The organism is Pseudacidovorax sp. 1753 (genome assembly GCF_040544975.1).
In the GTDB taxonomy this organism is placed as follows: Bacteria; Pseudomonadota; Gammaproteobacteria; order Burkholderiales; family Burkholderiaceae_C; genus Xenophilus.
Map to the genome: position 1 here is coordinate 1 of NZ_JBEPKY010000024.1, position 26,163 is coordinate 26,163.

Sequence of the window (26,163 nt, forward strand, 5' to 3'; positions counted from 1 at the left end):
CCAGGCGAGCACCGCAGGGGACCCCGAGCGTTCAGCGAGGGGCACGCACATCGGCCGCGCCCTGGGGGCCGCTCCCGCCGGGCGTCTTCGCGGAGACAACGGTCCCAGACCCGCATGCGACCACGGCGCAAATATCGCCCACGGCAAGCGGCAAGCAGGCAAGCAGTAAGCAGGACCTCCACCCCAGCGGGTGGCGCGAATCTCGACCCGACCTAGACGTCCAGCACCAGCCGCTTCCCCGTGCAGCGCGAGACGCAGATCATCATGGTCTTGCCCGACTGCCGCTCGATCTTGGTGAGGATGCCGTCCTGGTGGTCCAGCTCGCCGTCGAAGTCGAGCACGGGCGTCTCGCAGGCGCCGCACACGCCTTCCTTGCAGCTGTGGTCGGGGTTCAGCCCGGCATCGATCAGCGCGTCTAGGATGGACTTGCCGCCAGGCACCGGCACGGTCTTGCCGCTCTTCTCGCAGACCACCTCGAAGCCGTGCGTCTCCACGGGCGACTCGACCACCACGGCGGCAAAGCGCTCGATGTGGGCGTTGTCGTAGCCCAGCTGCTCGCAGGCCTTCTCGAAGGCGTCGAGCATGGGCGTGGGACCGCAGCAGTAGAAGTGGCTGTCGGCGCCGCGGCCTTCCAGCAACTGGGCCAGCTTGGGCGGACCGCCCTGCTCGTCGTCGAAGTGCCAAGTCACCGGCACCTTGGCCTTGGCGGCCAGGGCGGTGATGGGCTCGACGAAGGCGGCCTCCTTGCGGGTGCGGGCGCAGTAGACCAGTTCCACCGGCCGGCCCAGGGCGACTAGGCGCTGGAGCATGCAGAAGATCGGCGTCACGCCGATGCCGCCGGCCACCAGCACGCTCTTCGGTGCATCCTCGTGCAGCTCGAAGTTGTTGCGCGGGGCCGAGATATCGATCACCTGCCCAACGCGCAACTGCTGATGCACGAACTTCGAGCCGCCGCGGCTGTTGCGGTCGTTGAGCACGCCCACCACGTAGCGACCGCTGTCGCTGCAGGGGTTGCACAGCGAGTAGCTGCGCACCAGGCCGTTGGCGAGGTGCAGGTCGATGTGCGAGCCCGCGGCGAAGGCGGGAAAGCTCACGCCGGCCGTGGCCGGACGGAATTCGACGCTGACGATTCCATCGGCCTCGTGGCGCATCGTGTGGACCAGGGCTTTGAGCGTGGGGGCGGACATGGCGGAGATCTCTCTGGACTTGTCTGTGTGTTGTAGGAGGAAGCGCGCCCTTTCTTTTGGGGGCGGCAGGGTGGCGGCGCGCACGCAGCGCCCGGATCATAGGCAGCGAGCAAGCCGCGTGCCGCCCGCTGCCACTCCGCCCCCCGGCCTCGAGGGCTCTTCAGGCCTGCACCGTCTGCTTCGCCTCGATCTGCTGCTGCGCCAGGTTGCGCAGGTGGCGCCGCAGCCGCACGATGCCCAGGTCGTGCTGATACAGGTTTTCGTGCTGGTTGGCGTCGGGTTCCATGTCCTCCAGCATCACGCGGTCCTGCTCCAGCACGCGCCAGTGGCGCTGCTCCAGCCGGTTGCGGTACAGGAAGCGCCAGGTGTCGCGCTCCCAGCCCTTGGGCAGCTTGCGCACGCGCCAGTGAAAGACCGCCGCCAGGCCGGTGGAGATGGGCGTATAGCTGCCCACGATGATGAAGTTGCCGCCGGGGCCGCCGGTCTTCGGGTACGGGATCTCCAGACGCATCCAGTGGATGCCGGTGTCGCCCCACTCCGTCCAGTCGAAGTTGACGTTGCGCTGGCCTTCCTTCTCGAAGACGAAGCCGGTGTCGGTGGCACGGATGCCGAACTTGGCCTTCGAATCGCCCTCGGCCATCGAGTGCGACTGCTTGTGCAGGAAGGTGCCGTGCATCGGGTCCATGACGTTGTCGAGCACGTAGCGATAGTCGCCCTTCCACTCCGTGTAGCAGAGGAAGTGGCCGTACTGCTCGTCGTTGGTCAGTTCCTCGGGCAGCACCAGAGGCGGAGGCTCGTCCACCGGCTCGCTGCTGTTGTAGAGGAAGACGGCGCCCGCCGCTTCCTTGACATGGAAGTGCCGCGTGGCGCGCGTGCCTTCGAGTTTGCAGCCGGGGCTGCCCGGCACGCGGGTGGTCACGCCGTCGCAGCGCACCTCGACGCCGTGGTAGGGGCAGGACAGCCGGTCGCCCAGCACCACGCCCTGCGACAGCGGCGCGCCGCGGTGCGGGCAGCGGTCTTCCAGGGCGTGCAGCACGCCGTCGAAGTCGCGCCAGAAGGCCAGCTTGCGGCCCAGGCGGCGCAGCGAAACGGGCTTTTCCTTGATGAAGGAGGATGGGCAGATCGGGTACCAGAGGTCCTTGAGACCGACTTCGAGCAGCTGGTCGACCGGATCGGCGTGGATGGCGATGGTGGTCATGGGGTGTTCCTCGCGGGCGTCGTAGGGTTCAGGGCTGTTCCGACAGGATGGCGATTTCCTGGCGGTAGACCTCTTCGGTCCAGGGCTTGCCGCTGGGGCTGGCCAGGCCGCTGTCGTTGAGCGCCTGCACCAGGCCGGGCAGGTCGTGCACGCCGGCGCCAAAGGCGCGCTCGATGGCATCGCCCAGCAGGTCTTCGTAGGTGGTGGGGTTGCGCTTGCGCGCCTGGTGGGGCTCGAGGTAGCGGTCGGTCATGGTGTGCTCCATCGGGGGGGCGGGAATGCGTTGTTGGTCGAAGGCGGTGCGCCGGCTCACTCGGCCTTGATGCCGCGGCTCTTGATGACGCCGGCCCACACGGCCGTCTCGTCCTTCATGGCCTTGGCGAAGGCGGCGGGCGTCATGGTGGCCTGGGTCATGCCCTGGGCCTTCAGCTTCTCCTGGATCTCGGGCTGCGCCAGGATCTCGGCGGCGTCCCTGGCCAGCTGTTCGGCCACTGCCGGCGGCGTGCCGGCCGGTGCCAGCAGGCCGTACCAGGAGGTGACGTTCACGCCCTGGATGCCCTGCTCCGCCAGCGTCGGGATCTCCGGCGCCACCGGCGTGCGCTGGGCTTCGGTGATGCCGATGGCGGTCAGCTTGCCGCTGGTGATGAAGGGCAGCGCGGCCGGCAGGTTGGTGAACATCAGCGGCACGATGCCCGCCACGGTGTCGTTGAGCGCCGGCGGCGTGCCCTTGTAGGCGACGTGCAGCATGTCGATGCCGGCCTGCTGCTTGAACAGCTCACCCGCCAGGTGCAAGCCACTGCCGATGCCCGGCGAGGCGTACGAGAGCGCGCCCGGCTTGGCCTTGGCCTGGGCGATCAGGTCCTTGGCCGTCTTGATGCCCGAGGCCGGCGAGGCCACCACCACGTTGGGCGCCTTGGCCAGCATGGTGACGGGCACGAAGTCCTTCTCGATGTTGAACGGGAAGTTCGGCATCAGCGTCGGGTTGATCGTCAGGTTGCCCGCGGGCACCACCAGCAGGTTGTGGCCGTCGCCCTTGGCGCGCTTGATCTTGTCGATGCCGATGTTGCCGGCCGCGCCCACGGCGTTCTCCACCACGGCCGGCTGGCCGTAGCGCTTGCTGAGGCCGTCGGCCAGGAAGCGTGCCAGCGCATCCACCGGGCCTCCCGCCGGGAAGGGCGAGACGATGTTGAAGCGCTCGCTGGCGAGCTGCTTGTGCACCTCGGCGGGCGTCTGGGCCCAGGCCGCGCCGGTGGCGATCAGGCCGCACAGCGTGGCGACCAGGAAGGACTTGCGTTGCATGACGATCACTTCTTTTCTGTCAAAAACTTGCCCGAGGCGTCCACGCCCTTCTGCCGCCGCGTGTGGCCGTCCAGGCCACCGTCCACGGCCCATTCGGCGAACACCGTCGGGCCGGGCTCGAAGTCGCGGGCGGCCCATTCGGCCGTCAGCTGGTCCTCGTCGGCGTAGTACTCGATCAGGCCGCCGGCCGGGTTCTTGAAGTACCAGAAATAGGCCGAGGAGATCGGATGCCGGCCCGGGCCGAGTTGCGTTTCCCAGCCGCAGCGGGAGAAATGCAGCCCGCCGCCGAACACCTCGTGGATGTCGCGCACGGTGAAGGCCACATGGTTGATGCCGCGCTTGCCCGTGGGTAGCTGCAGCAGGAACAGGTCATGGTGGCCACCGATGTCGGCGCAGCGCAGGAAGGCGCCACGGCCCGGATAGCGGTCGGAGGCGACGAAGCCGAAGCGGCTGGCATAGAAGGCCTCGCAGGCCTTCACGTCGGCCACGAAGAACACCACGTGGCCCACCTCGATGGGCGTGGCCCGGTCGTAGATCGGGCTGGGCTGGTTGACGCGGGCCTTGTCGGTCCAGGTGTTCACGCGGGCGCAATCGATGTCGATGGCCTTCTTGCGGCTGACCTGCAGGCGCACGGCCAGCCCGTTGGGATCGGTGCAGCCGATGCGGCGGCCACCGGCCACCTCGCCGTCGACGAAGCCTGCGTCGCCGCGGATGGCGTCGGCATAGCGGTCGAGGTCGGCGGCGCTTTCCACGCCCCAGACCACCTCGCGCAGCGTGGGGCCGTCTTCGATGGCGGGCGGCAGGCCCGCCTTGTCCATGGACGCCACCACGATGCGGCAGCCGTTGAGGCTTTCGAACACCAGCTCGTCCGCGGCCTCGTGGGCCAGGGTCAGGCCCCAGTCCAGGAAGAAGCGGCGGCTGGTGGCGAGGTCGTCCGTGCCGTAGGTGATCTGATCGATGCCGAGAACGCTCATTGCTTGATTTCCTTGGGGTTCAGGGTCACTTCGACCATGGGATCGGGGCTTCGTTCGTGCCCCAGTACATGCTCTTCTGCTCCATGTACTGGAAGATGCCTTCGCGGCCCTTCTCGCGGCCCAGGCCCGAGTCGCGCCAGCCGCCGAAGGGCGTGGAGACGGAGAACTGCTTGTAGGTGTTGACCCAGACGGTGCCCGCCTGCACCGCGCGGCCCAGGCGCCAGGCGCGCTTGAAATCGCGGCTCCACACGCCCGCCGCCAGCGCATAGACGCTGTCGTTGGCCTGGGCGATCAGTTCCTCTTCGTTGTCGAAGGGCATGGCGACCAGCACCGGGCCGAAGATCTCTTCCTGCGTGATGCGGGCGTTGTTGGTGAGGCCTTCGAGGATGGTGGGCGTGTAGAAGTAGCCCTTGTCGAAGGCCGCGCCCTGCGGGCGCACGCCGCCGGTGCGGATGCGGCCGCCTTCGCTCACGCCCAGGTCCACGTAGCGCTCGATGCCCTCGCGGTGCTTCGCGGTGATCAGCGGGCCCATCTGTGTGCGTTCGTCCGCCGGATCGCCCACACGCAGGTTCTTGGCGGCCTCGGCCACGCGGGTCACGAACTCGTCGTAGATGCCGCGCGCCACGAACAGGCGCGAGCCCGCGATGCACGACTCGCCCGAGCTGCTGAAGATGCCGTAGAGCACGCCGGCCACGGCATGGTCCAGGTCCGCGTCCTCCAGCACCATGGTGGGCGACTTGCCACCCAGCTCCAGCGACACCGGCATCATCTTGTCGGCCGCGATGTGGGCGATGTGCTTGCCGGTGGCGGTGCCGCCGGTGAAGGACACGCGTTTGACCAGCGGATGCTTGGTGATGGCGTCGCCGATCACCGAGCCCTTGCCCGGCAGCACGCTGACGATGCCGCGGGGCACACCAGCCTCTTCGCAGATCCTGGCCAACTCCAGCGCCATCAACGGCGTCACCTCGGCAGGCTTGACCACCACGGCATTGCCGGCGGCCAGGGCGGGCGCGAGCTTCTGCGCCTCGCTGGCGATGGGCGAGTTCCAGGGCGTGATGGCGGCCACGACGCCCATGGGCTCGTGCACGCTCATCGTCACGAACGGCCCGCGCGAGGGCGTGATGGTGTCCTCCAGCGTCTCCAGCGCGGCGGCGAAGAACTGGAAGGTGCCGGCGGCGCTGGCGACCAGCGCACGGATCTCGCTGATGGGCTTGCCGTTGTCCAGGCGCTGCTTCTGCGCCAGGTCTTCGGCGCGCTCGCGGATGAGGGCGGCCACGCGGTGCAGCACGGCGGCGCGCAGGTGCGGCAGCATCTGGGCCCAGCCGCTGGTGCGGAAGGCCACGTCGGCACGGGCGATGGCCTCTTCCACATCGGCCAGGCTGGCGGCGCGCAGGCGGGCGATGGGCTCGCCAGTCGCCGGGTACAGGCTCCGGTACTCATCGCCGCCGCCCAGGCGCCATTCGCCGGCCACGTTGATGGGGAGCAGTTCCAGGTTGGGCATCGGGGGCTTCTCTCTCGTGTTTCGTCGTCAGATGACCAGGGGCGCCACACGACCGCGCAGCGCGCGCACCGCGCTGTACACGGTCAGCGCCGAGGTCTTGGGATTGGCAGCCAGCGGCTGGTTGCGCATGGTCAGCTCGAAGCGGCCGAAGGCGCCATCGGCCTCCACCTGGTGCACGTTCTCGGTCACGGCCGGGTCGGCGATCAGGCGCACCGTGGTGCGGTCCAGGCCCAGACCGGCCAGCGACACGGTGGCCGCCACGTTGGCGTTCTTGGGGAACAGGCGCGCGGCATCGCGGGCGCTGCCCTCGAAGATCACCGCCTCGGCCGCCAGGGCGTCGAGGTCGCGGCCCTCTTCCGCCGGCGTGCCCTTCCAGGCGCGGGGCGGCTTGCGGCCGGTGTAGCGCACCGTCTCCAGCCCACCGATGCGGGCGGCGGCCAGGGCATCGATGGCGCCGATGGCACCGGCGATCAGCTGCACCTGCGTGCCGCCTTCTCGGGCTGCGGCCTCCAGTTGCTCCGGCAAGCCGGGCGCCGACAGCGCACCGACCGAAGCCACGATGGCGGGAATGCCGCGCTTGAGCGCCGCCAGCACATGCTGCTCGATGGCGGCATGGCCGGCCGCTTCGACCACCAGATCGATGCCATCGGCCGGCACGGCCTGCAGCACCTGCGCGCCGGGGGCGAGGCGTGCGGCCACGTCCTGCGCGGCGGCCTCACTGCCCGCGGGCACCACGATGGCAGCCGCAGCCAGCCCGGCGTCAATCTTCACCAGTTCCAGCAGCGCGGTGCCGATGGCACCACAGCCGATCAGGGCGAACTTCATCGAGCGGCTCCATTCAAGACGTCGCGGACGGAGGGCGACGCTCCATGCTGAGCCGCTGCGCAAAAGGCCGCGGAGCAGGCCATGCGAGGACATCCGCGGAACCGGCTTTGCCGGGCCGCTGGATGTGCCCCCCTGAGGGGGTAGGCGGAGCGGAACGAAGTCCGCGGAGACTGGGGGTGGGCCATTTCAAGCCGCAGGTGCCGCGGGCACCTGGTCCATCTTGTTCACCGGCGGGCCAGCGAAGTTGGTCTTGAAGCCGCCGATGGCGCGCATGTCGATCTCGAGCAGGAAGGGGCCCTTGCGCGACCACGCGCTGTCGAGCACGCCGGGCAGCTCGGCCAGATCCGTCACGCGGGCATGCGGTAGCCGGATCGAGGCGCACAGCTGCGCATAGTCGGGCGTGTGCAGCTCGACATAGCAGCGACGGCCGCCGTAGGAGGCGTCCTGGATGTTCTGGATCACGCCGTAGCGCTGGTCGTTCATCAGGACGATGAGCGCATCGCACTCTTCCTGCACCAGCGTGGCCAGCTCGCCCAGGTTGAGGATGAAGCCGCCGTCGCCGGCCAGGGCCAGCGTCTTGCGGCCAGAGGCCGTCACGGCCGCGCCTACCGCGGCGCCGATGGCCATGGGCATGCCCATGCCGATGCCACCGCCCGTGGCGTGCACGCCGGCATTGGCCTCGAAGAAGCGCAGCTCGCGGTTGCCCCAGGTGCTGTTGGAAACCGTGACGTCGCGCACCCAGTTGAACCGGCGGCCGGCCTGCTTCTGCAGTTGCTGCACCAGCGCGGTGTAGGGTCCCAGGCCGTCGTGCAGCGTGGCGACCACCTCGTCGTGGGTCTTGCGCAGGTCAACCAGCAGTTCCGGGTCCGCCTTCCAGCCGCGGGCTTCCAGCCGGTCGGCCAGGCCATTGAGCACCAGCGCGGAATCGCCCCAGACGAAGCCGTCGTCGGCATAGCAGCGGCCCTGCTGGGCGGCATCGGCGTCGATGCGCAGCAGGGGGCGCGGCAGCTTGAGTTCGTACTTCAGCGTCTCGTTGCTGCGCAGGCGCGAGCCCACCACCAGCATGGCATCGCAGCGCTGGTAGAAGGCCTCGACCGGCTTCTGGATGTTGTAGGCGCCCAGCGAGGCGGGGTCGTCCTCCGCCACGATGCCGCGGCCCTGCACGGTGCTGACGATGCCGAAGCCCAGCGCCTTGAGGCGCGCTACGGCCGCGCCGGCATGGCGGGCGCCGCCGCCCAGCCACAGCAGCGGACGGCGTTTGGCGGCCAATTGCTCGGCAAGCGCGTCGATGGCGGCCTCGCTCGGCACCGGCACGGTGATGGGCAGCGGCGACAGGTCGGCCGGCATCTCGATCAGCGACTGCTGGATGTCGATCGGAATCTCCACGCTCACCGGGCCGGTGGGCGCGGTCTGCGCGGCCTGCACCGCGGCCTTGAGCGTGGACAGGCAGGTCTCGGCATTGCGCACGCGGAAGGCGGCTTTGGAGACCGCTGTCAGCATGGCCAGCTGATCGGGTGCCTCGTGGATGTAGGCCAGGTTCTGGTCCAGGTACTGGGTCTCGATCTGACCGGTGATGTGCAGCAGCGGTGTGCCGGCGTTGCGGGCCTCGACCAGGCTGCCGGCGATGTTGCCCGCGGCCGGGCCAGTGCTGGTGATGCACACGCCCAGGCTGGAGGTGGAGCGGGCATAGGCATCGGCCATGTTGCCGGCACCGGCCTCGCCGCGGGCCATGACGAAGCGCGTCTGGCCGCGCAGCGCGAAGGCGTCCAGGATCGGCATGTTGTGGATCGAGATCACGCCGAAGGCGGCCTTGACCCCGCACTGTTCGAGGAAGGCGGCGACGACCGTGCCGACGGTGACTTTGGGGGTGGAGGTCATGGGTATTCCGGAATCGAAGACGGGGCTGTTTCAGGCTGCTCTGGAATGGCCGCCCGAGACGTCGATGTGGCTGCCGCTCGTGTACGACGAGAAGGGCGAGACGAGGAAGGCCAGCGCGCGCGCCGCTTCCACCGGCAGGCCCAGGCGGCGCAGCGGGATGTGCTTCTTGATGGCCAGCTCGGCGCTCCACGTGGCCCAGTCCTGCGACTTGTCCTCGCGCGCCTCAAAGCGGCGGCGCCATTGGCCGGACTCGACCAGGCCGATCAGGATGCCGTTGACGCGCACGCCCTGCGGCGCGAACTCGGTGGCCAGCGAGCGCACGAGATTCAGGATGCCCGCGCGCGCGGCCGAGGTGGCCACCATGTGCGGCTCGGGCTGGCGGGCCAGCAATGAGTTGGCGCAGGCGATGGCCGCATCGCCCAGGCGCTGGCGCTCGGCCACCAGCTGCGGCAGGAAGGCGCGGGTGGGATGGATGATCGAGAAGAACTTGAGCTTGAGCTCGTCCATCCAGGCCTGGTCGTCGGTGTCGGCGAAGGTGGAGACCCGGCCCTGCCCCGCGTTGTTGATCAGCATGGCGGCCGGGCCCAGCGCGGCCTGGCTCTCGGCGGCGAAGGACTTGACCGAGTCGGCGTCGAGCACGTCGCAGGTGCGGGCGAAGAGCTTGGCGTTGGGGAACTGCTCGCGCAGGCCGGCGACGGCGCTGTCCAGCCGCTGCACATTGCGGCCGCACAGCGCGACCGAGGCTCCGGCCGACAGCAGCACCTGAACGGTGGCCAAGCCGATGCCTGAGGAGCCACCGGTCACGACGGCTGTGCGGCCGGCCAGGGCGTCCGCGGCGAAGAAGGAAGACGTGGGATTCATGGCGGAAGAAAGCGTGTTCAGCGGCGCAAGGGGATGACCTTGCGCGTCATGCCCGGGTGGGCGCCGTCGAGCAGGCCAGAAATCTCATCGGCCGCGGAGCAAACGCGCTGCACCAGCTGGTCCACCGGGCCTTCGTCGATGTGCGCAGTGGTGAAGGTCGCGCCCAGCGCAGCGATGGTGTGGCCCGCACGGTCGCGCACCGGCGCAGCGATGGTGGAGATGTTGCTTTCGAAGAAGCCCTCGCCCAGCACGTAGCCATGGTCGCGCACGGTCTGGACCATGTCGAACAGGGCGTTGACGGTGCGCGGCGTGTTGTCCGAGAAGACCTCGAGCTTGTCCTCGGGATAGAGCGCGCGCAGTTGCGGCAGGCTCAGGTCGGCCAGCAGCACATGGCCCAGCACCGTGGCATGGGCGGGCAGGCGGGTGCCCACCGTGACCGCGCTGCGGAAGGGCGTGGGCGACGCGGTCTTGGCCACGTAGACGATGGAACGGCCATCGCGCACCACCATGTTGCAGGCATGCCCGATGTCCTCCGACAGGCGGGTGAGCACCGGCAGGCCCAGCTCGGTCAGCTCCAGCGACGCCAGGTATTCGAAGCCCAGGCGCAGCACGGCCAGGCCCAGGCGGTAGTCGCGGCCACTCTCGGTCTTCTCGATGAAGCCCATGTTCTCCAGCGTGGATAGAAGGCGGAAGACGGTGGAACGCGGCAGGTTGAAGCGGCGGGCCAACTCCGGGGCGGAGAGCGTGGGCGTGTCGCGGCTGAACTCGCACAGCAGGCGCAGGCCGCGCTCCAGCGCGGGAACGTTGTAGCGGTCGCCGCTGTCGTCGCTGGGGGCGTCAGGGGTGTCGGTCTGGCTCATGGTGTGTCTCTCCTCACGCGTCTTGTTCTTGGGCGGCGGCCATCAGCAACTGCGCGACGGGCGCCGGCTGCTCCACGTAGCAGGCATGGCCGGCACCGGGCAGCAGGGCGAGTTCGACGCCACAGGCCCGGGCCACCTCGCCGCAGGCCAGGGGCGTGGTGACCACGTCCTCGCTGCCGCAGAGCACCTGCACGGGCATGGCCGGCGGCAGGTAGGCCAGCAGGTCGTCGCCGGTCAGCAGTTCGACGGCCTGGCGGTAGCCGGCATCGTTGAGCCGGCCCATGTTCCAGCGCACCCATTGGCGGGCACGCTCGCTGGCGTTGTCCGAGACGAGCCGCGCGCTGCGCTGCATGGCCATGCCGACGATGCCCAGTTGGTCGAGCGTAGCCAGGCGCTCGCTGCGCACCTTCTGCGCCTGCGCCTCGCGGCCGGCCGCGCCATAGCCACGGGCCGGGCTCATCAGCACCAGCCGCGCGATGCGGCCGGCCAATGGTGCGCCGGCATGCACGGCGCCGCCCGCCATCAGCGCGCCGAGCGAATGGCCGACGAGCACGCAGCGCGCGATGCCCAGCGCATCCAGCAGTCCCGCCAGACGCGCGGCGTAGTCGGTGGCGCGCGGCGCCGGCCGTGCCACGGGCGTGGAGGTGCCATAGCCGGGCGCGTCCCAGGCGATCAGCCGCGCGCCGCCACCCACCGCATCGGCCACGCCCAGCCAGGAGGCCGAGCCCGAGCCGATGCCGTGCAGGCACACCAACGGCAGGCCACCTGCGCCCTGCCCCGCCTCGCGCACGGCCACGACGCCGCCCTGGGCCAGGGCCACCTCACGGACGGGGAAGCGGCGGTCGAGGGCCTCGACTTCGGCTTCGGGCAGCGGAGCGGGGGCGGCAGCAGCGGTCATGGGCAAGCTCGGGTCGGCCAATGGCAGGGGCGACGGGCGATCAGCCGCGCTTGACCTTGGTCAGCGGATGGTCGGCCGGGTAGGTCGGCGTGATGGGCTTCTTGGCACCCAGCATCACGCACATCAGCGCGTCCTCGTCGCCGATGTTGATCTCCTCGCGGTACACGCCGGGCGGCACCGAGATCAGGTCGCGGTCGGTCATGACGGTCTCGTAGCGCTCGCCCTCGGGCGTGGTCAGCACCACCTTGAGCTTGCCGCGGATCAGGAAGAAGACCTCTTCCACGTCGATGTGCAGGTGCGACGGGCCTTCGTGGCCGGCCGGGATCACCATGGTCGAGAAGGTGAAGTGCTCGGCCGGCACGGTGTTGTTGTCCGAGGCGACACCGGTGCCACCGGTGCCCACGTAGCGCATCTGGGCGCGGCGGTACTTGGGGTCGAAGTCGGCCTGGAACTTCAGCGCGTCCCAGTCGTACTGCCGGGTGGAATAGCGCGCGATGCGCGTGTTCATCCACTGCTCCAGGCTGGCGCCTTCGGGGCGCTCCCAGCTGGGCTTGGAAGGATCGAGTTGCTGCTGGACGGACAGATCGGTCATGGGGCTCTCCTACAAACGGTTTCGGGACGGAAGGCGGAAATCAATTGAGCACGAAGCCGCCGTTGACGGGCAGCAACTGGCCGGTGACGAAGCGCGACAGCGGCGACAGCGCGAACAGCACCGCGCCGCACACATCGGCCGCCTGCTGCTCGCGCGGCAGGGCGCGGCCTTCGAGGTACTTGTCGTGGCGCGCCTTGGGCACGTATTCGGTGGCCTCGACCAGCGTGAGGCCGGGCGCGATGGCATTGACCGTGATGTTGGCACCGCCCCATTCACGCGCCAGCGAGCGGGTCATGGCCGCCACGGCGCCCTTGCTGGCCACATAGGCCAGCAGGTTCTGGGCGCCCCAGAGGGCGGTGTCGGAGGCCAGGTTGACGATGGCGCCACGGCCGCTGGCCGCCAGCGCGCCGTGGCAGGCGCGGCTCATGAGCCAGGTGCCGCGGACGTTGACGTCCATCACGCGGTCCCACATCTCGATCTCCAGCGCGTGCGGATCGCGGCCACCGGAATTGGTGATGGCGCCGTTGTTGACCAGGCCGTCCAGTCCGCCGAGCAGTCGCACAGCCTCGTCGGCGCAGGCCGTGACGGAGGCGGGATCGGTCAGGTCCAGCGCCAGCGCATGCACCTCGTGGCCCTGCCCGCGCAGCGCGGCCGCTTCGCTGGCGGCCAGCTCGGCCAGGATGTCCGCGATGACCACGCGCCCACCGGCCTGTGCAATGCACTTGGCAAAGGCCAGGCCCAGCCCACGCGCACCGCCCGTCACCAGCACGCGCCGGCCGGCCAGCAGGGTGGGCGGAATCTCGGCCATCAGGCTGCGCAGGCTCTCGGGGTCGGGCGTCATGTTCATCGGGCGAATCCGTTTGTTTCTTTAGAGAAACGCATGTTCATATATGGAATGAACGGAGATTAATGCAGCGGTCTGCGGTCGTCAAGCCGATCAGACGATGGCGTCGCGCGCGTGGAGCCTGCCTATCCTCCAAATGGATGAAGCTGCGGCACAACAGCCGCAACGCCCGAGCCGGAGACCCTCCCTACACTGCGCCCGCCGCCTCTGGCGGACACACTTTGTTGACAATTTGCCTCAGGCAAGAAAAGAAAGAGGGGCGCTCACATGCGCAATGGGAATCCAAGGAGAAATGCCGGCCTGAAATGGGCCATCGGGCTGGGCTGCGTGCTCGCACTGGCGGCCTGTGGGGGTGGAGGCGGCGGCGGTGGCGGAGGCTTCTTCCTGCCGCCGGCCGCCGCCCCGCAGGCACCGCAACTGGCCGTCGTGGCCGACGGGACGACCGTCGCTGCCGAGGGGGACGCCTATGTGGTGAAGCCCGGCCAGGTGATCACGGTGAAGTCCAACCAGACCGTGAGCTGGAGCGGCAGCTCGCCCAGCGGCAAGGTGACCGCCGTGGGCACCAGCAGCAGTGACCAGCAATGGCAGGCGCGCCTGGCCAACGCCAACCTGGGCGCCACCGAGGACTATCCGCTGGTGGCCACCGCCACCTCGGGCCAGACGACCACGGTGCGCCTCAAGGTGCGGGCGGGCGACAGCCGCAATGGCGAGTACATGGCCTACGTGTCCAACGGCAGCCGCCAGCAACTCAAGGCGGACTTCGACCTGGGCAGCCTCGAATTCGTCGATACATCGGGCGCAAGCAATGTGGGCACCCTCGTGAAGCCGGCCAGCGGCAGCGCCGTCTATGGGCTGCTTTCGAACCGCGAGACCACGGCGCAGCGCATTTCCGGGCTGCAGGTGCTGCCCGATACGCTGGTGGGCAGCTTCCCCTTCCTGGTGCCGGGTGCGAGCCCCGCCGCTTACGCGCCCTTCCCCTTCGTCGCCACGCGTGCGCTCCTCACGACGGCGGCGGATCTGGACGGCAACTTCAACCGCTTCCGGGTCAACTACAGCGGCACCACCAAGGACTCGTCCATCAGTCAGGTCCAGTTCGCCGGCTCGGGGACGCTCTTTGTGCGCTGCAACGAGGTGGCCATCACCCGTGTGGACGACTGCCCGGCGGGGTCGCTGGTCACCGCCACCCTGGCGCCGGATCCGACGACGCCCGGTCTGTGGCGTGTCACGAACAGCAGCGGGGTTTACGAAGGCCGCGTGTCGGTCGCACGGGTTGGCAGCGAGAAGATGCTGCTCGTGGCGGGCCCCAGCGCCACCGATCCGAGCTCGGCGCAATTCAGCGTCGGCCTGCCGGAGCAGCCTGGTGGCTGGGCGTCGTTCAACAACGCCTTCGGCTGGTCCATCCTCGGCACGCAGGATCAGTCCACGGCCGACCTGAGCACCTACACCCTGAGATCCGCATCGGCCGCCGGCGTCGTCCAGACCGCGCTGACGCTGAACACCCTGGGCTCGGTCGGGCCCAAGGGCATGATGGGAAGCTCCACGGGAGACGGCCGCTACTACTTCGTCGCCCGCTCCGCGCAACTCGAGATGGTGATCGGCGCGCGGGGCAACACCGCCACCGCCGGCTTCTTTCACCTGGGCGTGATCAGCAACTGATCTTCGGCCCTTCCGCGCGGCAGCGATCAGCCGCCGAAACGCGCCGGATCGAAGGGCGCGAGCGCCGCCGGACGCTCCGCCCGCCCCAGCAGCTCGGCCACCCACTGGCCGGTCCTGGCCGATCCGCCCAGGCCCACATGGCCGTGGCCGAAGGCCAGCACCACATCCGGCGTGGCGCGCGCATGGCCGATGCAGGGCAGCCCGTCGGGCAGGCTGGGGCGGTGCCCCAGCCATTGCCGCACGACAAGCGCCTCGCCCGCCGCGCCCTCGCCCAGGGCCGGGAACATCGAGACGAGATGCCGGCGCAGGATCTCCGCCCGGCGCCAGTCGGGCCCGGCGGCCAGCCCGGCGATCTCCACCTGGCCCGCGGCACGCAGGCCCGGCACCATGGCATGCACGATCAGCTTGCCGTCCGCGGCCATCATGGGCGTGCGCGGGCCCACCGGCAGCGCGCCTTCCAGCATCACGTGGTAGCCCCGCTCCGACTCCAGCGGCACCGGCGAGCCGGCCGCCCGGGCCAGCGCCGCGGAACGCGCGCCCGCGCTGATGACGGCGGCGTCGCAGGCGATGTCGCCCGCGGCCGTCCGCACTGCCCGCAGGCGGCCGCCTTCGATCTGCAGCCCCGTCGCCGGCGCCTTGAGAAGGCGGGCGCCCGTGGCCTGCGCATGGCGCGCCAGGGCCGCGACGTAGGCGCCGGGATGCCGGCAGTGCCCGGCCTCGGCCACGTGGATGCCCAGGGTGTAGCGTCGGTCCAGGTCCGGCTCCTCGGCGGCCAGGCGGGCGGCGTCCCACTCGGTCCACTGCACGCCGGTGCGTGCCCGCACGCGCCACGCGAGGGCCTCGGATTCGAACTCGGCCCGTGAGCGGTACACATGCAGCAGGCCCCGATGCTCGATCAACCCGGGCACGCCGGCATCGGCCGCCAGCCGTGCGTGGAGCACGGGCGAATCCGCGAGCATCAGCCGCAGCGCATCGGCCGTGCGCTGCACGCGTTCCTCGGTCCAGCCCGACGCCAGGTAGCGCAGCAGCCAGGGCAAGGCGCGGGGCACATGGCGCCAGCGCAAGGCCAGCGGACCCAGCGGGTCGAGCAGCCAGGCCGGAACCTTGCGCCAGGCCCCCGGCAGCGCTGGCGGGATCACCGAATGCGAGGACAGCCAGCCCGCATTGCCATAACTCGTCGCCTGCTCGCCGCCGGGCTCGCCGGGCTCCAGCAGCGTCACGCGCCAGCCCCGGCGCAGCGCCTCGATGGCGCTCGCACAACCCACCGCCCCGGCACCGATCACCACCACGTGGCGCCCCGTGCGCCCTTCCATCGTCGATTGCATCCGCGCATCGTAGAGGGCGGCCTGTCGCCCATGGGGCGCCGCCCATAATCGGCGCCCTATGTCAGCCCCTGCCCTTCCCGACCTGCCCTATTCGGGCGCCATCACCGACGTCGCCGGCATCGAGGTCGGCCACCACACCGACAGCCGTCGCCCCACCGGCAGTACCGTCATCCTGGCGCGCGAGGGCGCCGTGGCGGGCGTGGACGTGCGCGGCGCCGCCCCCGGCACCCGTGAGACGGACCTGCTTTCTCCCGGCAACTTCGTCCAGCAGGTGCACGCCATCCTGCTGGCCGGCGGCAGCGCCTGGGGGCTGGCGGCAGCCGACGGCGTGGTGCGCTGGCTGGAGGAGCGCGGCGTGGGCCTGGACGTGCGCTTCGGCCGCCTGCCCATCGTGCCCGGCGCGGTGCTCTTCGACCTGCCGGTGGGCGACGCCCGCATCCGTCCTGACGCGGCCAGCGGCTACGCGGCCTGCGAGGCCGCCTCCACCGCCGCGCCCGCCGAAGGCAACGTGGGCGCCGGTGCAGGCGCGCTGGTGGGCAAGCTCTTCGGCGCCCAGCACGCGATGAAGGGCGGCATCGGCACCGCTTCGGTCAAGGTGGGCGGCGTGACGGTCGGCGCCCTGATCGCCTGCAATGCACTGGGCGACGTGTTGGATCCGGACACCGGCGAACTGCTGGCCGGATCGCGCACGGACGATGGCCGCGCCCTGCGCGACACCCGCCGCAGCCTGCTGCGCGGCGAGCTGCCCAAGCCCTTGCTGGCCGGCACCAACACCACCATCGGCGTGATCGCCACCGACGCCGTGCTGACCAAGGTGCAGGCCCAGCGGCTGGCGGCAGTCGCCCACGACGGCCTGGCCCGCGCCATCAACCCGGTGCACACCATGAGCGACGGCGACACCCTGTTCGCCCTGGCGACCGGCCGCGTGGCGCTGGAGGACGAGGCCCCCGGCATGACGGTGCTCTCGACCATGGCGGCCGAGGTGGCGGCGCAGGCCACGGTGCGCGCCGTGCTCGCGGCCGGGGCCATCGCCACGGCCGAGCTGTCGATCCCGGCCGCGCGCGACTGGCCGCAGCGGCAGGACGGACGCACGCGATGAAACGCCTTTCGCGCAGCCTGATGCTGGCCCTGCTGGGCCTGCGCGACCTGCTGCTCTCGGCCGGGCCGCTCGCGCTGATCGCCGTGGGCGTGCTGGTCGCGGCCTACATCTACCTGGATCCGCAGCCGCCGCGCATCGTGCGGCTGGCGACCGGGCCGCAGGGCAGCGCCTACGCGACCTTCGGCGAGCGCTATGCGGCGGCCCTCCGGTCCAACGGCATCACCGTGCAGCTGATCGGCACCGAGGGCTCCCTGGAGAACCTGCGCCTGCTGCGCGAAGGCCGGGCCGACCTCGGCTTCGTGCGCGGCGGCGTCGCCGATCCGGTCGCCGACCCGGAGGCCGGCATCCTGTCGCTGGGTGCCCTCTTCTACGAACCGCTGTGGGTCTTCTACCGGCCCGCGGCCGTGCACCGGGCCGATGCCGGGCGGCCCCCTGGGCAGGTCCAGGCCGAGCTGCCCTCGCTGGCCGGCCTGCGTCCGCTGCGCCTGGGCACCGACCGGGCCGGCAGCGGCGTGCCGGAACTGGTGACCCGGATGCTGTCGGCCAATCGCATCGACACCGCCCGCATGCGCATCAGCGCGCAGGCACCCGACGATGCCGCCGCCGCCCTGATCGCAGGCCGACTGGACGCCATCGTGCTGGCCTCCGCACCCGAATCTCCGCGCGTGCAGCAGCTGCTGCGCACGCCCGGCATCGCCTTGCTCGACCTGGGCCAGGCCGAGGCCTACACCCGCATCTTTCCCTTCCTTACCGCGGTGACGCTGCCGCGCGGGGTGGTCGACCTGGCCTCGGACGTACCGTCCAGGGACGTGTCGCTGGTGGCAACGACCACCTCGCTGCTCACCCGCGAGGACACCCATCCGGCGCTGCGTCAACTCTTCGCGCAGGCGGCGCAGACCCTGCATGGCCATGCCGGCTGGTTCAACCGGGCACGGGAGTTTCCCAACACCCGGGCCAGCGAACTGCCGGTCAGCACCGAGGGCGATCGCGCCATCAATGGCACACCGCCCGTCTGGCAACGCTGGCTGCCCTTCTGGGCCAGCAACCTGCTGGAGCGCATGTGGCTGGTGATCGGCGGCCTGATCGTGCTGCTGCTGCCGCTGTCGCGGGTGGTGCCGCCGCTCTACACCTTCCGCGTGCGGCGGCGGGTGTTCCGCTGGTACGCACGGCTGCGGGACATCGAGGCACGCATGGAGGCCGACCCCGGCGCACGGGACGCGCTGCTCGACGAGCTGGACGAACTCGACCGCGTGGCCAACAAGGTGACGGTGCCCCTGTCCTATGCCGAGGAGTTGTACGCCTTGCGCCACAACATCGAGCAGGCCCGGCGGCGCCTGCTTGCGCGGCCCAGAGGCTGAGGGCGGCCCGCGCCTTGGAGCCGCAGCCCACGCACGGCGGGCTGCGGGCTGCGGGCTGCGGGCTGCGCAGACGCTCGGGGGCTCAGGGGCTCGGAGGCTCGGAGGCTCGCCATGGTGGGCGAAGGCGACGCGTGGCACCGTGGTGGCCAGCGCTCCCGCCGGCTGCTCGGCGGCACCGGACTCACTCTTGCCACATCCGGCGCCTCGGCTTCTGAATATCATCGGCGGTTAACCAAAATTAACATCTAAACGGCATTTCCCGCCGTTCGACCACCGCCATGACCTGCTGCTGCCGGCGCCGCGCGCGCCTGCTGTCGCCCACCTCCCGGGGGCGCTCATGATCCATGTCATCACCTGCGACCCCTTCGGCGTCGTGCGCCGCGGCATCCGCGAATTCCTGGCGGAAGCGGTGGACGTGCGGCTCAGCGGCGAGGCGGCCAGTGCCGAGGAACTCAAGCGGATGCTGCGCACCACCCAGTGCGACGTGCTGCTGCTGGCCCTGGCCCTGCCCGGCCGCAGCGGGCTGGATGTGCTGGCCGACCTGGTGGAGGCCGGCTCGACGGTCAAGGTGCTGGTGTATTCGGGCGAGCCGGAACAGCAGTACGCCGTGCGATGCCTGCGTGCCGGCGCCTACGGCTTCCTGTCGAAGGCGTCCGACCCGCGGCTGCTGGTCACGGCCGTGCGCATGGTGGGCCAGGGCCAGAAGTACCTGAGCCCCGAGGCCACCCAGTTGCTGGCCGACACGGTGGCCCGCCCCGACGCCGAGGCGCCTGCCCACCAGCTGCTGTCGAACCGCGAATTGGAGACGCTGGTGCGCATCGCCTCGGGCAAGACCATGGCGGACATCGCGCGAGAGTTCATGCTCAGCCCGAAGACCGTCAACGTCTACCGCATGCGGGTGCGCGAGAAGCTGCACCTGAACAACGATGCGGCGCTGACGGCCTACGCCATCCGCAACCAGCTGATCTGAGACAGCCGTGGAGCGGCCAGGTCAGGCCTGGCGCCGCAACCAGGCCGAGGCGCCTTCCGCCGCCACGAGGCCGCTGGCCATGCAGGCGTTGAGCAGGTAGCCGCCGGTGGGCGCTTCCCAGTCCAGCATCTCGCCGGCGCAGAAGACGCCGGGCAGCCCGCGCAGCATCAGCCCTTCGTCCAGGTCGTCGAAACGCACGCCGCCAGCAGTGCTGATCGCCTCGTCGACAGGGCGGGGCCGCAGCAGGGTCAGCGGCAAGGCCTTGAGCGTCGCGGCCACGCGTGCGGCGTCCTGCATGGCCGCCTTGTCCAGCACCTCGTGCAGCAGCGCGGAACGCACGCCATCGAGGTTGAGCCGGCTCTTGAGATGGCTGCCCATGGAGCGGCTGCCACGCGGATGGGCCACTGCGGCCAGCACGCGCTCGGGCGTCCAGTCGGGCAGAAGGTCCAGCGTGGCGGCCGCCTGGCCGGCGGCCGCGATCTCGTCTCGCAGCAGAGCCGAGGCGGCATAGACCAGGCTGCCCTCCACGCCCGTGGACGTCACGACGAATTCGCCCTTGCGGCGGAAGTGGCGGCCGTCGCGGTCCCGCACGTCGAGCACCACCGACTTGAGCGGCTGGCCCGCGAAGCGCTCGGCGAAGAAGGATGTCCAGGCCACGTCGAAGCCGCAGTTCGCCGGCCGCAGCGGCGCGGCGGTGACGCCACGCGCGGCCAGCGGACCGAACCACGCTCCGTCCGAGCCCAGCCGCGGCCAGCTGGCGCCGCCGCAGGCCAGGATGAGTGCATCCGCACGCACCGTCGTCCCACCCTGCGGCGTGTCGAAGCGCAGCGCACCGTCGTCCTGCCAGCCCGTCCAGCGATGCCGCATGTGCAGGCGCACGCCGCTCGCACGCAGCCGGTGCAGCCAGGCGCGCAGCAGCGGCGCGGCCTTCATCTCGCGTGGGAAGACGCGGCCCGAGGTGCCGACGAAGGTCTCGATGCCCAGTGCGTGCACCCAGGCACGCAGCGCATCGGCATCGAAGCGTCGCAGCAGGGGCTCGACCTGCGCGCGGCGCTCGCCATAGCGCGAAGCGAAGGCGTCGAAGGGCTCGGAATGGGTGAGGTTGAGGCCGCCGCGGCCGGCGAGCAGGAACTTGCGGCCCACGGAGGGCATGGCGTCGTACAGGTCGACGGTGCAGCCCGCGGCGACGAGGCGTTCGGCCGCCATCAGGCCGGCCGGGCCACCGCCGATCACGGCCACATTCGATAGCTTGGTCATTGGCGGTATTGTCGCGTCCGCAGGGTTTCGGCTATCGGCGGCATAGCCGCGGGCTGCCGCGCCGCACAGGGCTTTCTGTCACAATGAAATCAATCTTTCGCCGCTCCCTGCGAGCATCCTCTTCATCGTGTAAGTAGCAAGGCAGACATCATGGCCAGCGAACTCATCAAGCACATCTCCGACTCCTCCTTCGAAGCCGACGTCCTGCAGTCCGACAAGCCCGTGCTGGTCGACTACTGGGCCGAATGGTGCGGCCCCTGCAAGATGATTGCGCCCATCCTGGACGAGGTGTCCAACACCTACGACGGCAAGCTGCAGATCGCCAAGATGAACGTGGACGAGAACCGCGAGATCCCCGCCAAGTTCGGCATCCGCGGCATCCCCACGCTGATGCTGTTCAAGAACGGCCAGCTCGCCGCCACCAAGGTCGGCGCCATGAGCAAGGCACAGCTCACCGCCTTCATCGATCAGCAGCTCGCCTGATCGCCTTCTGCCCCAAATGAAAAGGCCGACGCATCCTTGCGCCGGCCTTTGTTTTTTCCTGTCATAATTCCTGCCATTCGCCGGCCCCAACACAAGGGCACGGTTCGAGTCCAAGGCTTCCGGGGCATCTCTCTCGCCCTGACGCAAGCCCCCCTCCTCTCCCACCGTCACCAAGCATCTCCGCCCGCGGGGCCATTCCATGCACCTGAACGAACTCAAGGCACTGCACGTCTCCGAACTCCTGAAGCAGGCCGAAGCGCTCGAGATCGAAAACGTCGGCCGCATGCGCAAGCAGGAGCTGATGTTCGCCATCATCAAGAAGCGGGCGAAGGCCGGCGAGCAGGTATTTGCGGACGGCGTGCTGGAGATCCTGCCGGACGGCTTCGGCTTCCTGCGCAGCCCCGACACCAGCTTCACGGCCAGCACCGACGACATCTACATCAGCCCCAGTCAGGTGCGCCGCTTCAACCTGCACACCGGCGACATGATCGAGGGCGAGGTGCGCATTCCCAAGGACGGCGAGCGCTATTTCGCGCTGACCAAGCTGGACAAGGTGAACGACGGCGCGCCCGAGGCGAACAAGCACAAGGTGATGTTCGAGAACCTCACGCCGCTGTTCCCCAAGGAGCAGATGAAGCTGGAGCGCGACAACTTCAAAAGCGAAGAGAACATCACGGGCCGCGTGATCGACATCATCGCCCCCATCGGCAAGGGCCAGCGCGCGCTGCTGGTGGCACCGCCCAAGAGCGGCAAGACGGTGATGATGCAGCACATCGCGCACGCCATCGCCGCCAACTACCCCGAGATCCACATGATGGTGCTGCTCGTCGACGAGCGGCCGGAAGAAGTGACCGAGATGCAGCGCTCGGTCAAGGCCGAGGTGATCGCCTCCACCTTCGACGAGCCCGCCGCCCGCCACGTGCACGTGGCCGAGATGGTGATCGAGCGCGCCAAGCGCCTGGTCGAACTCAAGAAGGACGTGGTGATCCTGCTGGATTCCATCACCCGTCTGGCCCGCGCCTACAACAACGTCGTGCCCTCCTCCGGCAAGGTGCTGACCGGCGGTGTGGACGCCAACGCACTGCAGCGCCCCAAACGCTTCCTGGGCGCGGCCCGCAATGTCGAGGAAGGCGGCTCGCTCACCATCATCGGCACCGCGCTGGTCGACACCGGCAGCCGCATGGACGAAGTGATCTTCGAAGAGTTCAAGGGCACCGGCAACTGCGAGATCCACCTCGACCGCCGGCTGTACGAGAAGCGCGTGTTCCCTTCCATCCAGCTCAACCGCTCGGGCACCCGCCGCGAAGAGCTGCTGCTGGCGCCCGAGGTGCTGCAGAAGACCCGCATCCTGCGCCAGTTCATGTACAACATGGACGAGATCGAGTCGATGGAGATGGTGCTCAAAAGCATGAAGGCCACCAAGACCAACGTCGAGTTCTTCGACATGATGCGCCGCGGCGGCTGATCCGCCGGGCCTCCGCCTCCCTCCGAAACGCCGCGCCCTGCGCGGCGTTTTTCATTGGTGCGCGTGCTTCCTGACGGTGCGCCCGCGCACCACGCCACCCGTTCCAACGACCTTTGGAGCCGGCTTTTCACGCCCGCCCTGAGGGAAATCAAGGATCTGCAATCTGGCACGCATCATGCGTAATGTCATCTGTCGACAGATGACAGTAATTGACGGAGCGTTGTGATGCTGATGCAGGACCTGACCCCCAAGACCTTCTCCGATGCCGAGCGCCAGGTGCGCGAGGACCTGGCCGCCGCCTATCGGCTGGTCGCTCACTACGGCATGGAGGACAGCATCTACACGCACATCTCCGCGCGCGTACCGGGTGCCGAGGACCAGTTCCTCATCAACCCGTTCGGCATGCTGTTCCGGGACATCACGGCGTCGTCGCTGGTGAAGATCGACACCGAGGGCCGGATCTTGGAGCCCTCGCCCTACGACGTGAACCCCGCCGGCTTCACGATCCACAGCGCGGTGCACATGGCGCGGCATGACGCCATGTGCGTGCTCCACACGCACACGGTGGCCGGCGTGGCCGTCTCATCGCTCGCCTGCGGGCTGCAGCCCTGCAACCAGTGGGCGCTGCAGTTCCACAACCGGGTCGTCTACCACGACTTCGAAGGCATCGCGCTGGACCACGGCGAGCGCGAGCGCCTGATCGCCGACCTGGGCCCCACGGCCCGCGTGCTGATCCTGCGCAACCACGGCCTGGTGACGCTGGGCCGCACGGTGGCCGAGGCCTTCATCCTCATGCACAACCTGGAGCGCGCCTGCCGCGTGCAACTGGCCATCCAGGCCAGCGGCCAGCCGATCCACCCCGTGCCTGCGGAAGTCTGCGAACTCACCGCCCGCCAGTACGAAAGCGGCGACAGCAACCGCCTGCCCGGCGCCGCCGATCCCGATGCGCGCGAATGGCGCGCCCTGCTGCAGCGGCTGGAGCAGCCCACGGCCGCCGCCTCCTTCCGCGACTGACCCCATCCCCACTAACGCCAACTTGCGCTGACTGAAAGGAAGCCTGACATGCAACGTCGTCGACTCATCCAACTGGGCGCCACCGGCCTGGGCGTCTCCATCGCGGGCGTGCCGCTGCACCTGCTGGCGCAGGAAAAGAAGAGCGGCACCATCAACGTGCTGGTGCAGCCCGAGCCGCCGGGCCTGATGCTGGGCATCGTGCAGAACGGCCCCACGCAGATGATCGCCGGCAACATCTACGAAGGCCTGCTGCGCTACGACGAGAAGCTCAATCCGCAGCCCCTGCTGGCCACCTCGTGGACCGCCAACAAGGAAGGCACGGTCTACACCTTCAAGCTCAAGCCCAACGTGAAGTGGCACGACGGCGAGCCCTTCACCTCGGCCGACGTGGTGTTCTCCGCCGACGTCTTCCTGCGCAAGACGCACGCACGCTTCCGCGCCAGCCTGCAGCAGATCGAGAGCATCAAGGCGCTGGACCCGTTGACCGTGGAGTTCACCCTCAAGCAGCCCTTCGGCCCCTTCATGGGCATCTTCGAGACCGGCACCATGCCGATGATCCCGAAGCACATCTACGACGGCACCGACTTCCTGACCAACCCGGCCAACGCCACGCCCATCGGCACCGGTCCGCTCAAGTTCAAGGAATGGGTCAAGGGCTCCTACATCCAGTTGGTGGCCAACGAGCAGTACCACCAGCCGGGCGTGCCCAAGGTGGAGAACGTGTACTTCCACGTCATTCCCGATGCGGCCTCGCGCGCCGCGGCCTTCGAGTCCGGAAAGATCGACATCGCCCCCGGCGGCTCGGTGGAGTACTTCGACGTGGCCCGCCTGGCCAAGCTGCCGGGCGTGGAGGTCACGACCAAGGGCTGGGAGTTCTTCGCGCCCCATTCCTGGCTGTGGATCAACAACCGCAAGGCGCCGATGGACAAGGTCAAGTTCCGCCAGGCGGTGATGCATGCCATCGACCGCGACGCCATCGCCAAGGTGGCCTGGCAGGGCTATGCGAAGGCGGCCACGGGCCCCTTCAACAGCCACATCAAGTTCTACAGCGACGACGTGCCAAAGTACCCGCGCGACATCGCCAAGGCCAGGAAGCTGCTGGATGAGGCCGGCTACAAGGGCGAGACCCTGCGCCTGCTGCCGCTGCCCTACGGCGAGACCTGGCAGCGCCAGGCCGAGATGGTGCGCCAGCACCTGGGCCAGGCCGGCATCAAGATCGAGATGACGCCCACCGATGTGGCCGGCTGGAACCAGCGCCTCAACGAGTGGGATTACGACCTGGCCTTCACCTACGTCTACCAGTACGGCGACCCGGCGCTGGGCGTCGCGCGCAACTACACCACCAGCAACATCGCCAAGGGCTCGCCCTTCAACAACGTCGAGGGTTACTCCAACCCCAAGGTGGACGAGCTCTTCGCCGCCGGCGCCGTCGCGGCCGACCCAGAGAAGCGCAAGGCCCTCTACCTCGAGGTGCAGAAGCTGCTGCTGGAGGAAGCGCCCGTGGCCTGGCTGCACGAAATCAACTTCCCAACGCTCTACCGCAGCAAGGTCAAGAACCCGGTGAGCTCCGGCATCGGCCTGAACGACAGCCTGGGCCGCGCCTCCATCGCCTGATCACGCCGCGCACGCACCCATGAAACGCCTGCAGTTCATGCTCACCCGGGTGGCGCAGGGCCTTGTGGCCCTGGTGCTGATCGCCACCGTCAACTTCATGCTGGTGCGTGCGGCGCCCGGTGATCCGGTCTCGGTGATGGCCGGCGAGGCCGGCGCCTCCGACCAGCAGTTCGTCGACCAACTGCGCCGCGAGTTCGGGCTGGACCAGCCTTTAAGCACGCAGTTGGCCACCTACCTTGGCCATGTCGTCCGGCTGGACCTGGGCTTTTCGTACCGGCAGCAGCAGCCGGTGGCCAGGCTCATCGCCGACCGGCTGCCTGCCACGCTGCTGCTCACCGGCAGCGCCTTCGTGCTGTCGCTGATCTTCGGCGTGGTGCTGGGCGCACTGGCGGCGCGCAAGGCGGGCTCCTGGCTCGACAGTGCCATCACGGTGGTGGCGCTCGTGTTCTACGCCACGCCGCTGTACTGGCTGGCCATGATGGCGGTGCTGCTCTTCACGGTGCAGATGAACTGGCTGCCCGGCTTCGGCTTCATGACGGTGGGCTCCGGCCTGTCGGGTGTGGCTCTGGCCTGGGACATCGCACAGCACCTGGTGCTGCCCTCGCTGACGCTGGCGCTGTTCTTCATGGCCGTGTATGCCCGCATGACACGCGCCTCCATGCTTGAAGTGGCGCAGATGGATTTCGTGAAGACGGCCCGCGCCAAGGGCGTGAAGCCCGGCCGCATCCAGCGCGCGCACATCCTGCGCAACGCGTTGCTGCCGGTGGTCACGCTGGCGGGCATCCAGGCCGGCAGCATGATCGGCGGCGCGGTGCTCACCGAGACCGTCTTCGCCTGGCCCGGCATCGGCCGCCTGATGTTCGATGCCCTGCTGCAGCGCGACTACAACCTGCTGCTGGGCTGCTTCCTGGTGACGGCCGCCATGGCCATCCTGTTCAACCTGATCACCGACCTGGTCTACACCCTGGTCGACCCGCGCATCCGGCTGTGATGCCGACGAGGAGC

At 69.4% G+C, this 26,163-nt stretch carries 24 protein-coding genes; 9 read left to right on the forward strand and 15 right to left on the reverse strand.

The window, feature by feature from the left end; all coding sequences use genetic code 11:
• Positions 1-212 precede the first annotated feature (212 nt).
• The 13 genes from ABIC63_RS24605 to ABIC63_RS24665 all read right to left on the reverse strand — a co-directional run bounded on the left by ABIC63_RS24605 (position 213) and on the right by ABIC63_RS24665 (position 12,914).
• The gene (locus ABIC63_RS24605; RefSeq protein WP_354321723.1) at positions 213-1,187 is read right to left on the reverse strand and encodes a PDR/VanB family oxidoreductase; all 975 of its coding nucleotides are present in this window, start codon (positions 1,185-1,187) and stop codon (positions 213-215) included.
• 160 nt (positions 1,188-1,347) lie between these two features.
• Positions 1,348-2,385, reverse strand: coding sequence for a Rieske 2Fe-2S domain-containing protein (locus ABIC63_RS24610; RefSeq protein WP_354321724.1), 1,038 nt, complete (start codon positions 2,383-2,385; stop codon positions 1,348-1,350).
• Positions 2,386-2,413: 28 nt separating this feature from the next.
• Positions 2,414-2,638, reverse strand: a complete 225-nt coding sequence (locus ABIC63_RS24615) for a recombinase-like helix-turn-helix domain-containing protein (protein ID WP_017757816.1) — start codon at positions 2,636-2,638, stop codon at positions 2,414-2,416.
• 56 nt (positions 2,639-2,694) lie between these two features.
• Entirely contained in the window at positions 2,695-3,684 is a 990-nt protein-coding gene (locus ABIC63_RS24620; protein ID WP_354321725.1) for a Bug family tripartite tricarboxylate transporter substrate binding protein, read from the reverse strand.
• A 5-nt stretch (positions 3,685-3,689) separates the two neighbouring features.
• Positions 3,690-4,658 carry a VOC family protein gene (locus ABIC63_RS24625; protein ID WP_354321726.1) on the reverse strand — a complete coding sequence of 323 codons (969 nt, stop codon included), beginning with the start codon at positions 4,656-4,658 and terminating at the stop codon, positions 3,690-3,692.
• A gap of 25 nt (positions 4,659-4,683) precedes the next feature.
• The gene (locus ABIC63_RS24630; RefSeq protein ID WP_354321727.1) at positions 4,684-6,159 is read right to left on the reverse strand and encodes an aldehyde dehydrogenase; all 1,476 of its coding nucleotides are present in this window, start codon (positions 6,157-6,159) and stop codon (positions 4,684-4,686) included.
• 27 nt (positions 6,160-6,186) lie between these two features.
• Complete coding sequence (locus ABIC63_RS24635; protein ID WP_354321728.1) at positions 6,187-6,984, reverse strand: aspartate dehydrogenase; 798 nt, start codon at positions 6,982-6,984, stop codon at positions 6,187-6,189.
• 186 nt (positions 6,985-7,170) lie between these two features.
• On the reverse strand, positions 7,171-8,862 hold the full coding sequence (locus ABIC63_RS24640) for a thiamine pyrophosphate-binding protein (protein ID WP_354321730.1): 1,692 nt from the start codon (positions 8,860-8,862) through the stop codon (positions 7,171-7,173).
• Positions 8,863-8,892: 30 nt separating this feature from the next.
• Positions 8,893-9,723 (reverse strand): SDR family oxidoreductase, encoded by an 831-nt coding sequence (locus tag ABIC63_RS24645; protein ID WP_354321731.1) that lies wholly within the window; start codon positions 9,721-9,723, stop codon positions 8,893-8,895.
• Between the two features lie 17 nt (positions 9,724-9,740).
• Positions 9,741-10,583, reverse strand: coding sequence for an IclR family transcriptional regulator (locus tag ABIC63_RS24650; protein WP_294378313.1), 843 nt, complete (start codon positions 10,581-10,583; stop codon positions 9,741-9,743).
• Between the two features lie 13 nt (positions 10,584-10,596).
• Entirely contained in the window at positions 10,597-11,481 is an 885-nt protein-coding gene (locus ABIC63_RS24655; protein ID WP_354321732.1) for an alpha/beta fold hydrolase, read from the reverse strand.
• Between the two features lie 40 nt (positions 11,482-11,521).
• Positions 11,522-12,073, reverse strand: a complete 552-nt coding sequence (locus ABIC63_RS24660; RefSeq protein ID WP_114804563.1) for a cupin domain-containing protein — start codon at positions 12,071-12,073, stop codon at positions 11,522-11,524.
• Between the two features lie 40 nt (positions 12,074-12,113).
• Positions 12,114-12,914 carry an SDR family oxidoreductase gene (locus ABIC63_RS24665; RefSeq protein WP_304309654.1) on the reverse strand — a complete coding sequence of 267 codons (801 nt, stop codon included), beginning with the start codon at positions 12,912-12,914 and terminating at the stop codon, positions 12,114-12,116.
• A 270-nt stretch (positions 12,915-13,184) separates the two neighbouring features.
• Between ABIC63_RS24665 and ABIC63_RS24670 the strand changes: the two genes are divergently transcribed.
• On the forward strand, positions 13,185-14,573 hold the full coding sequence (locus ABIC63_RS24670) for a hypothetical protein (protein WP_294378305.1): 1,389 nt from the start codon (positions 13,185-13,187) through the stop codon (positions 14,571-14,573).
• A gap of 26 nt (positions 14,574-14,599) precedes the next feature.
• Here the strand turns inward: ABIC63_RS24670 and ABIC63_RS24675 are convergent, their stop codons facing one another.
• Positions 14,600-15,898, reverse strand: coding sequence for an NAD(P)/FAD-dependent oxidoreductase (locus ABIC63_RS24675; RefSeq protein WP_294378300.1), 1,299 nt, complete (start codon positions 15,896-15,898; stop codon positions 14,600-14,602).
• 58 nt (positions 15,899-15,956) lie between these two features.
• On the opposite strand from ABIC63_RS24675, the gene ABIC63_RS24680 reads away from it, so the two are divergent.
• The 3 genes from ABIC63_RS24680 (at position 15,957) to ABIC63_RS24690 (ending at position 19,325) form a co-directional block, all read left to right on the forward strand.
• Positions 15,957-16,997 (forward strand): P1 family peptidase, encoded by a 1,041-nt coding sequence (locus tag ABIC63_RS24680; RefSeq protein ID WP_354321733.1) that lies wholly within the window; start codon positions 15,957-15,959, stop codon positions 16,995-16,997.
• The gene (locus ABIC63_RS24685) at positions 16,994-18,355 is read left to right on the forward strand and encodes a TAXI family TRAP transporter solute-binding subunit (protein ID WP_354321734.1); all 1,362 of its coding nucleotides are present in this window, start codon (positions 16,994-16,996) and stop codon (positions 18,353-18,355) included. Before ABIC63_RS24680 ends, ABIC63_RS24685 begins: the two co-directional genes overlap by 4 nt.
• Positions 18,356-18,692: 337 nt before the next feature.
• Positions 18,693-19,325 carry a response regulator gene (locus tag ABIC63_RS24690; RefSeq protein WP_017757829.1) on the forward strand — a complete coding sequence of 211 codons (633 nt, stop codon included), beginning with the start codon at positions 18,693-18,695 and terminating at the stop codon, positions 19,323-19,325.
• Between the two features lie 21 nt (positions 19,326-19,346).
• Here ABIC63_RS24690 and ABIC63_RS24695 read toward each other — a convergent pair whose 3' ends face one another.
• On the reverse strand, positions 19,347-20,582 hold the full coding sequence (locus tag ABIC63_RS24695; RefSeq protein WP_354321735.1) for a TIGR03862 family flavoprotein: 1,236 nt from the start codon (positions 20,580-20,582) through the stop codon (positions 19,347-19,349).
• Positions 20,583-20,732: 150 nt separating this feature from the next.
• Between ABIC63_RS24695 and trxA the strand changes: the two genes are divergently transcribed.
• The 5 genes from trxA to ABIC63_RS24720 all read left to right on the forward strand — a co-directional run bounded on the left by trxA (position 20,733) and on the right by ABIC63_RS24720 (position 26,149).
• Positions 20,733-21,065, forward strand: a complete 333-nt coding sequence (gene trxA, locus ABIC63_RS24700) for a thioredoxin TrxA (RefSeq protein ID WP_017757831.1) — start codon at positions 20,733-20,735, stop codon at positions 21,063-21,065.
• Between the two features lie 199 nt (positions 21,066-21,264).
• On the forward strand, positions 21,265-22,530 hold the full coding sequence (gene rho / locus ABIC63_RS24705) for a transcription termination factor Rho (protein WP_017757832.1): 1,266 nt from the start codon (positions 21,265-21,267) through the stop codon (positions 22,528-22,530).
• 225 nt (positions 22,531-22,755) lie between these two features.
• Positions 22,756-23,544 (forward strand): class II aldolase/adducin family protein, encoded by a 789-nt coding sequence (locus ABIC63_RS24710; RefSeq protein WP_354321736.1) that lies wholly within the window; start codon positions 22,756-22,758, stop codon positions 23,542-23,544.
• A 48-nt stretch (positions 23,545-23,592) separates the two neighbouring features.
• Positions 23,593-25,158 carry an ABC transporter substrate-binding protein gene (locus ABIC63_RS24715; protein ID WP_354321737.1) on the forward strand — a complete coding sequence of 522 codons (1,566 nt, stop codon included), beginning with the start codon at positions 23,593-23,595 and terminating at the stop codon, positions 25,156-25,158.
• Positions 25,159-25,177: 19 nt separating this feature from the next.
• Positions 25,178-26,149 carry an ABC transporter permease gene (locus ABIC63_RS24720; protein WP_354321738.1) on the forward strand — a complete coding sequence of 324 codons (972 nt, stop codon included), beginning with the start codon at positions 25,178-25,180 and terminating at the stop codon, positions 26,147-26,149.
• Positions 26,150-26,163: the final 14 nt, after the last annotated feature.

What these genes read in the sequence shown, in the direction of transcription:
- ABIC63_RS24640 (WP_354321730.1), bottom strand. Translation starts at nt 8,862, where the DNA reads ATGACCTCCACCCCCAAAGTCACCGTCGGCACGGTCGTCGCCGCCTTC.
- ABIC63_RS24690 (WP_017757829.1), top strand. Translation starts at nt 18,693, where the DNA reads ATGATCCATGTCATCACCTGCGACCCCTTCGGCGTCGTGCGCCGCGGC.
- ABIC63_RS24720 (WP_354321738.1), top strand. Translation starts at nt 25,178, where the DNA reads ATGAAACGCCTGCAGTTCATGCTCACCCGGGTGGCGCAGGGCCTTGTG.
- rho (WP_017757832.1), top strand. Translation starts at nt 21,265, where the DNA reads ATGCACCTGAACGAACTCAAGGCACTGCACGTCTCCGAACTCCTGAAG.
- ABIC63_RS24635 (WP_354321728.1), bottom strand. Translation starts at nt 6,984, where the DNA reads ATGAAGTTCGCCCTGATCGGCTGTGGTGCCATCGGCACCGCGCTGCTG.
- ABIC63_RS24680 (WP_354321733.1), top strand. Translation starts at nt 15,957, where the DNA reads ATGTCAGCCCCTGCCCTTCCCGACCTGCCCTATTCGGGCGCCATCACC.
- ABIC63_RS24630 (WP_354321727.1), bottom strand. Translation starts at nt 6,159, where the DNA reads ATGCCCAACCTGGAACTGCTCCCCATCAACGTGGCCGGCGAATGGCGC.
- ABIC63_RS24615 (WP_017757816.1), bottom strand. Translation starts at nt 2,638, where the DNA reads ATGACCGACCGCTACCTCGAGCCCCACCAGGCGCGCAAGCGCAACCCC.
- ABIC63_RS24685 (WP_354321734.1), top strand. Translation starts at nt 16,994, where the DNA reads ATGAAACGCCTTTCGCGCAGCCTGATGCTGGCCCTGCTGGGCCTGCGC.
- ABIC63_RS24655 (WP_354321732.1), bottom strand. Translation starts at nt 11,481, where the DNA reads ATGACCGCTGCTGCCGCCCCCGCTCCGCTGCCCGAAGCCGAAGTCGAG.
- ABIC63_RS24650 (WP_294378313.1), bottom strand. Translation starts at nt 10,583, where the DNA reads ATGAGCCAGACCGACACCCCTGACGCCCCCAGCGACGACAGCGGCGAC.
- trxA (WP_017757831.1), top strand. Translation starts at nt 20,733, where the DNA reads ATGGCCAGCGAACTCATCAAGCACATCTCCGACTCCTCCTTCGAAGCC.
- ABIC63_RS24605 (WP_354321723.1), bottom strand. Translation starts at nt 1,187, where the DNA reads ATGTCCGCCCCCACGCTCAAAGCCCTGGTCCACACGATGCGCCACGAG.
- ABIC63_RS24695 (WP_354321735.1), bottom strand. Translation starts at nt 20,582, where the DNA reads ATGACCAAGCTATCGAATGTGGCCGTGATCGGCGGTGGCCCGGCCGGC.
- ABIC63_RS24715 (WP_354321737.1), top strand. Translation starts at nt 23,593, where the DNA reads ATGCAACGTCGTCGACTCATCCAACTGGGCGCCACCGGCCTGGGCGTC.
- ABIC63_RS24660 (WP_114804563.1), bottom strand. Translation starts at nt 12,073, where the DNA reads ATGACCGATCTGTCCGTCCAGCAGCAACTCGATCCTTCCAAGCCCAGC.
- ABIC63_RS24710 (WP_354321736.1), top strand. Translation starts at nt 22,756, where the DNA reads ATGCTGATGCAGGACCTGACCCCCAAGACCTTCTCCGATGCCGAGCGC.
- ABIC63_RS24620 (WP_354321725.1), bottom strand. Translation starts at nt 3,684, where the DNA reads ATGCAACGCAAGTCCTTCCTGGTCGCCACGCTGTGCGGCCTGATCGCC.
- ABIC63_RS24675 (WP_294378300.1), bottom strand. Translation starts at nt 15,898, where the DNA reads ATGCAATCGACGATGGAAGGGCGCACGGGGCGCCACGTGGTGGTGATC.
- ABIC63_RS24665 (WP_304309654.1), bottom strand. Translation starts at nt 12,914, where the DNA reads ATGACGCCCGACCCCGAGAGCCTGCGCAGCCTGATGGCCGAGATTCCG.
- ABIC63_RS24625 (WP_354321726.1), bottom strand. Translation starts at nt 4,658, where the DNA reads ATGAGCGTTCTCGGCATCGATCAGATCACCTACGGCACGGACGACCTC.
- ABIC63_RS24645 (WP_354321731.1), bottom strand. Translation starts at nt 9,723, where the DNA reads ATGAATCCCACGTCTTCCTTCTTCGCCGCGGACGCCCTGGCCGGCCGC.
- ABIC63_RS24610 (WP_354321724.1), bottom strand. Translation starts at nt 2,385, where the DNA reads ATGACCACCATCGCCATCCACGCCGATCCGGTCGACCAGCTGCTCGAA.
- ABIC63_RS24670 (WP_294378305.1), top strand. Translation starts at nt 13,185, where the DNA reads ATGCGCAATGGGAATCCAAGGAGAAATGCCGGCCTGAAATGGGCCATC.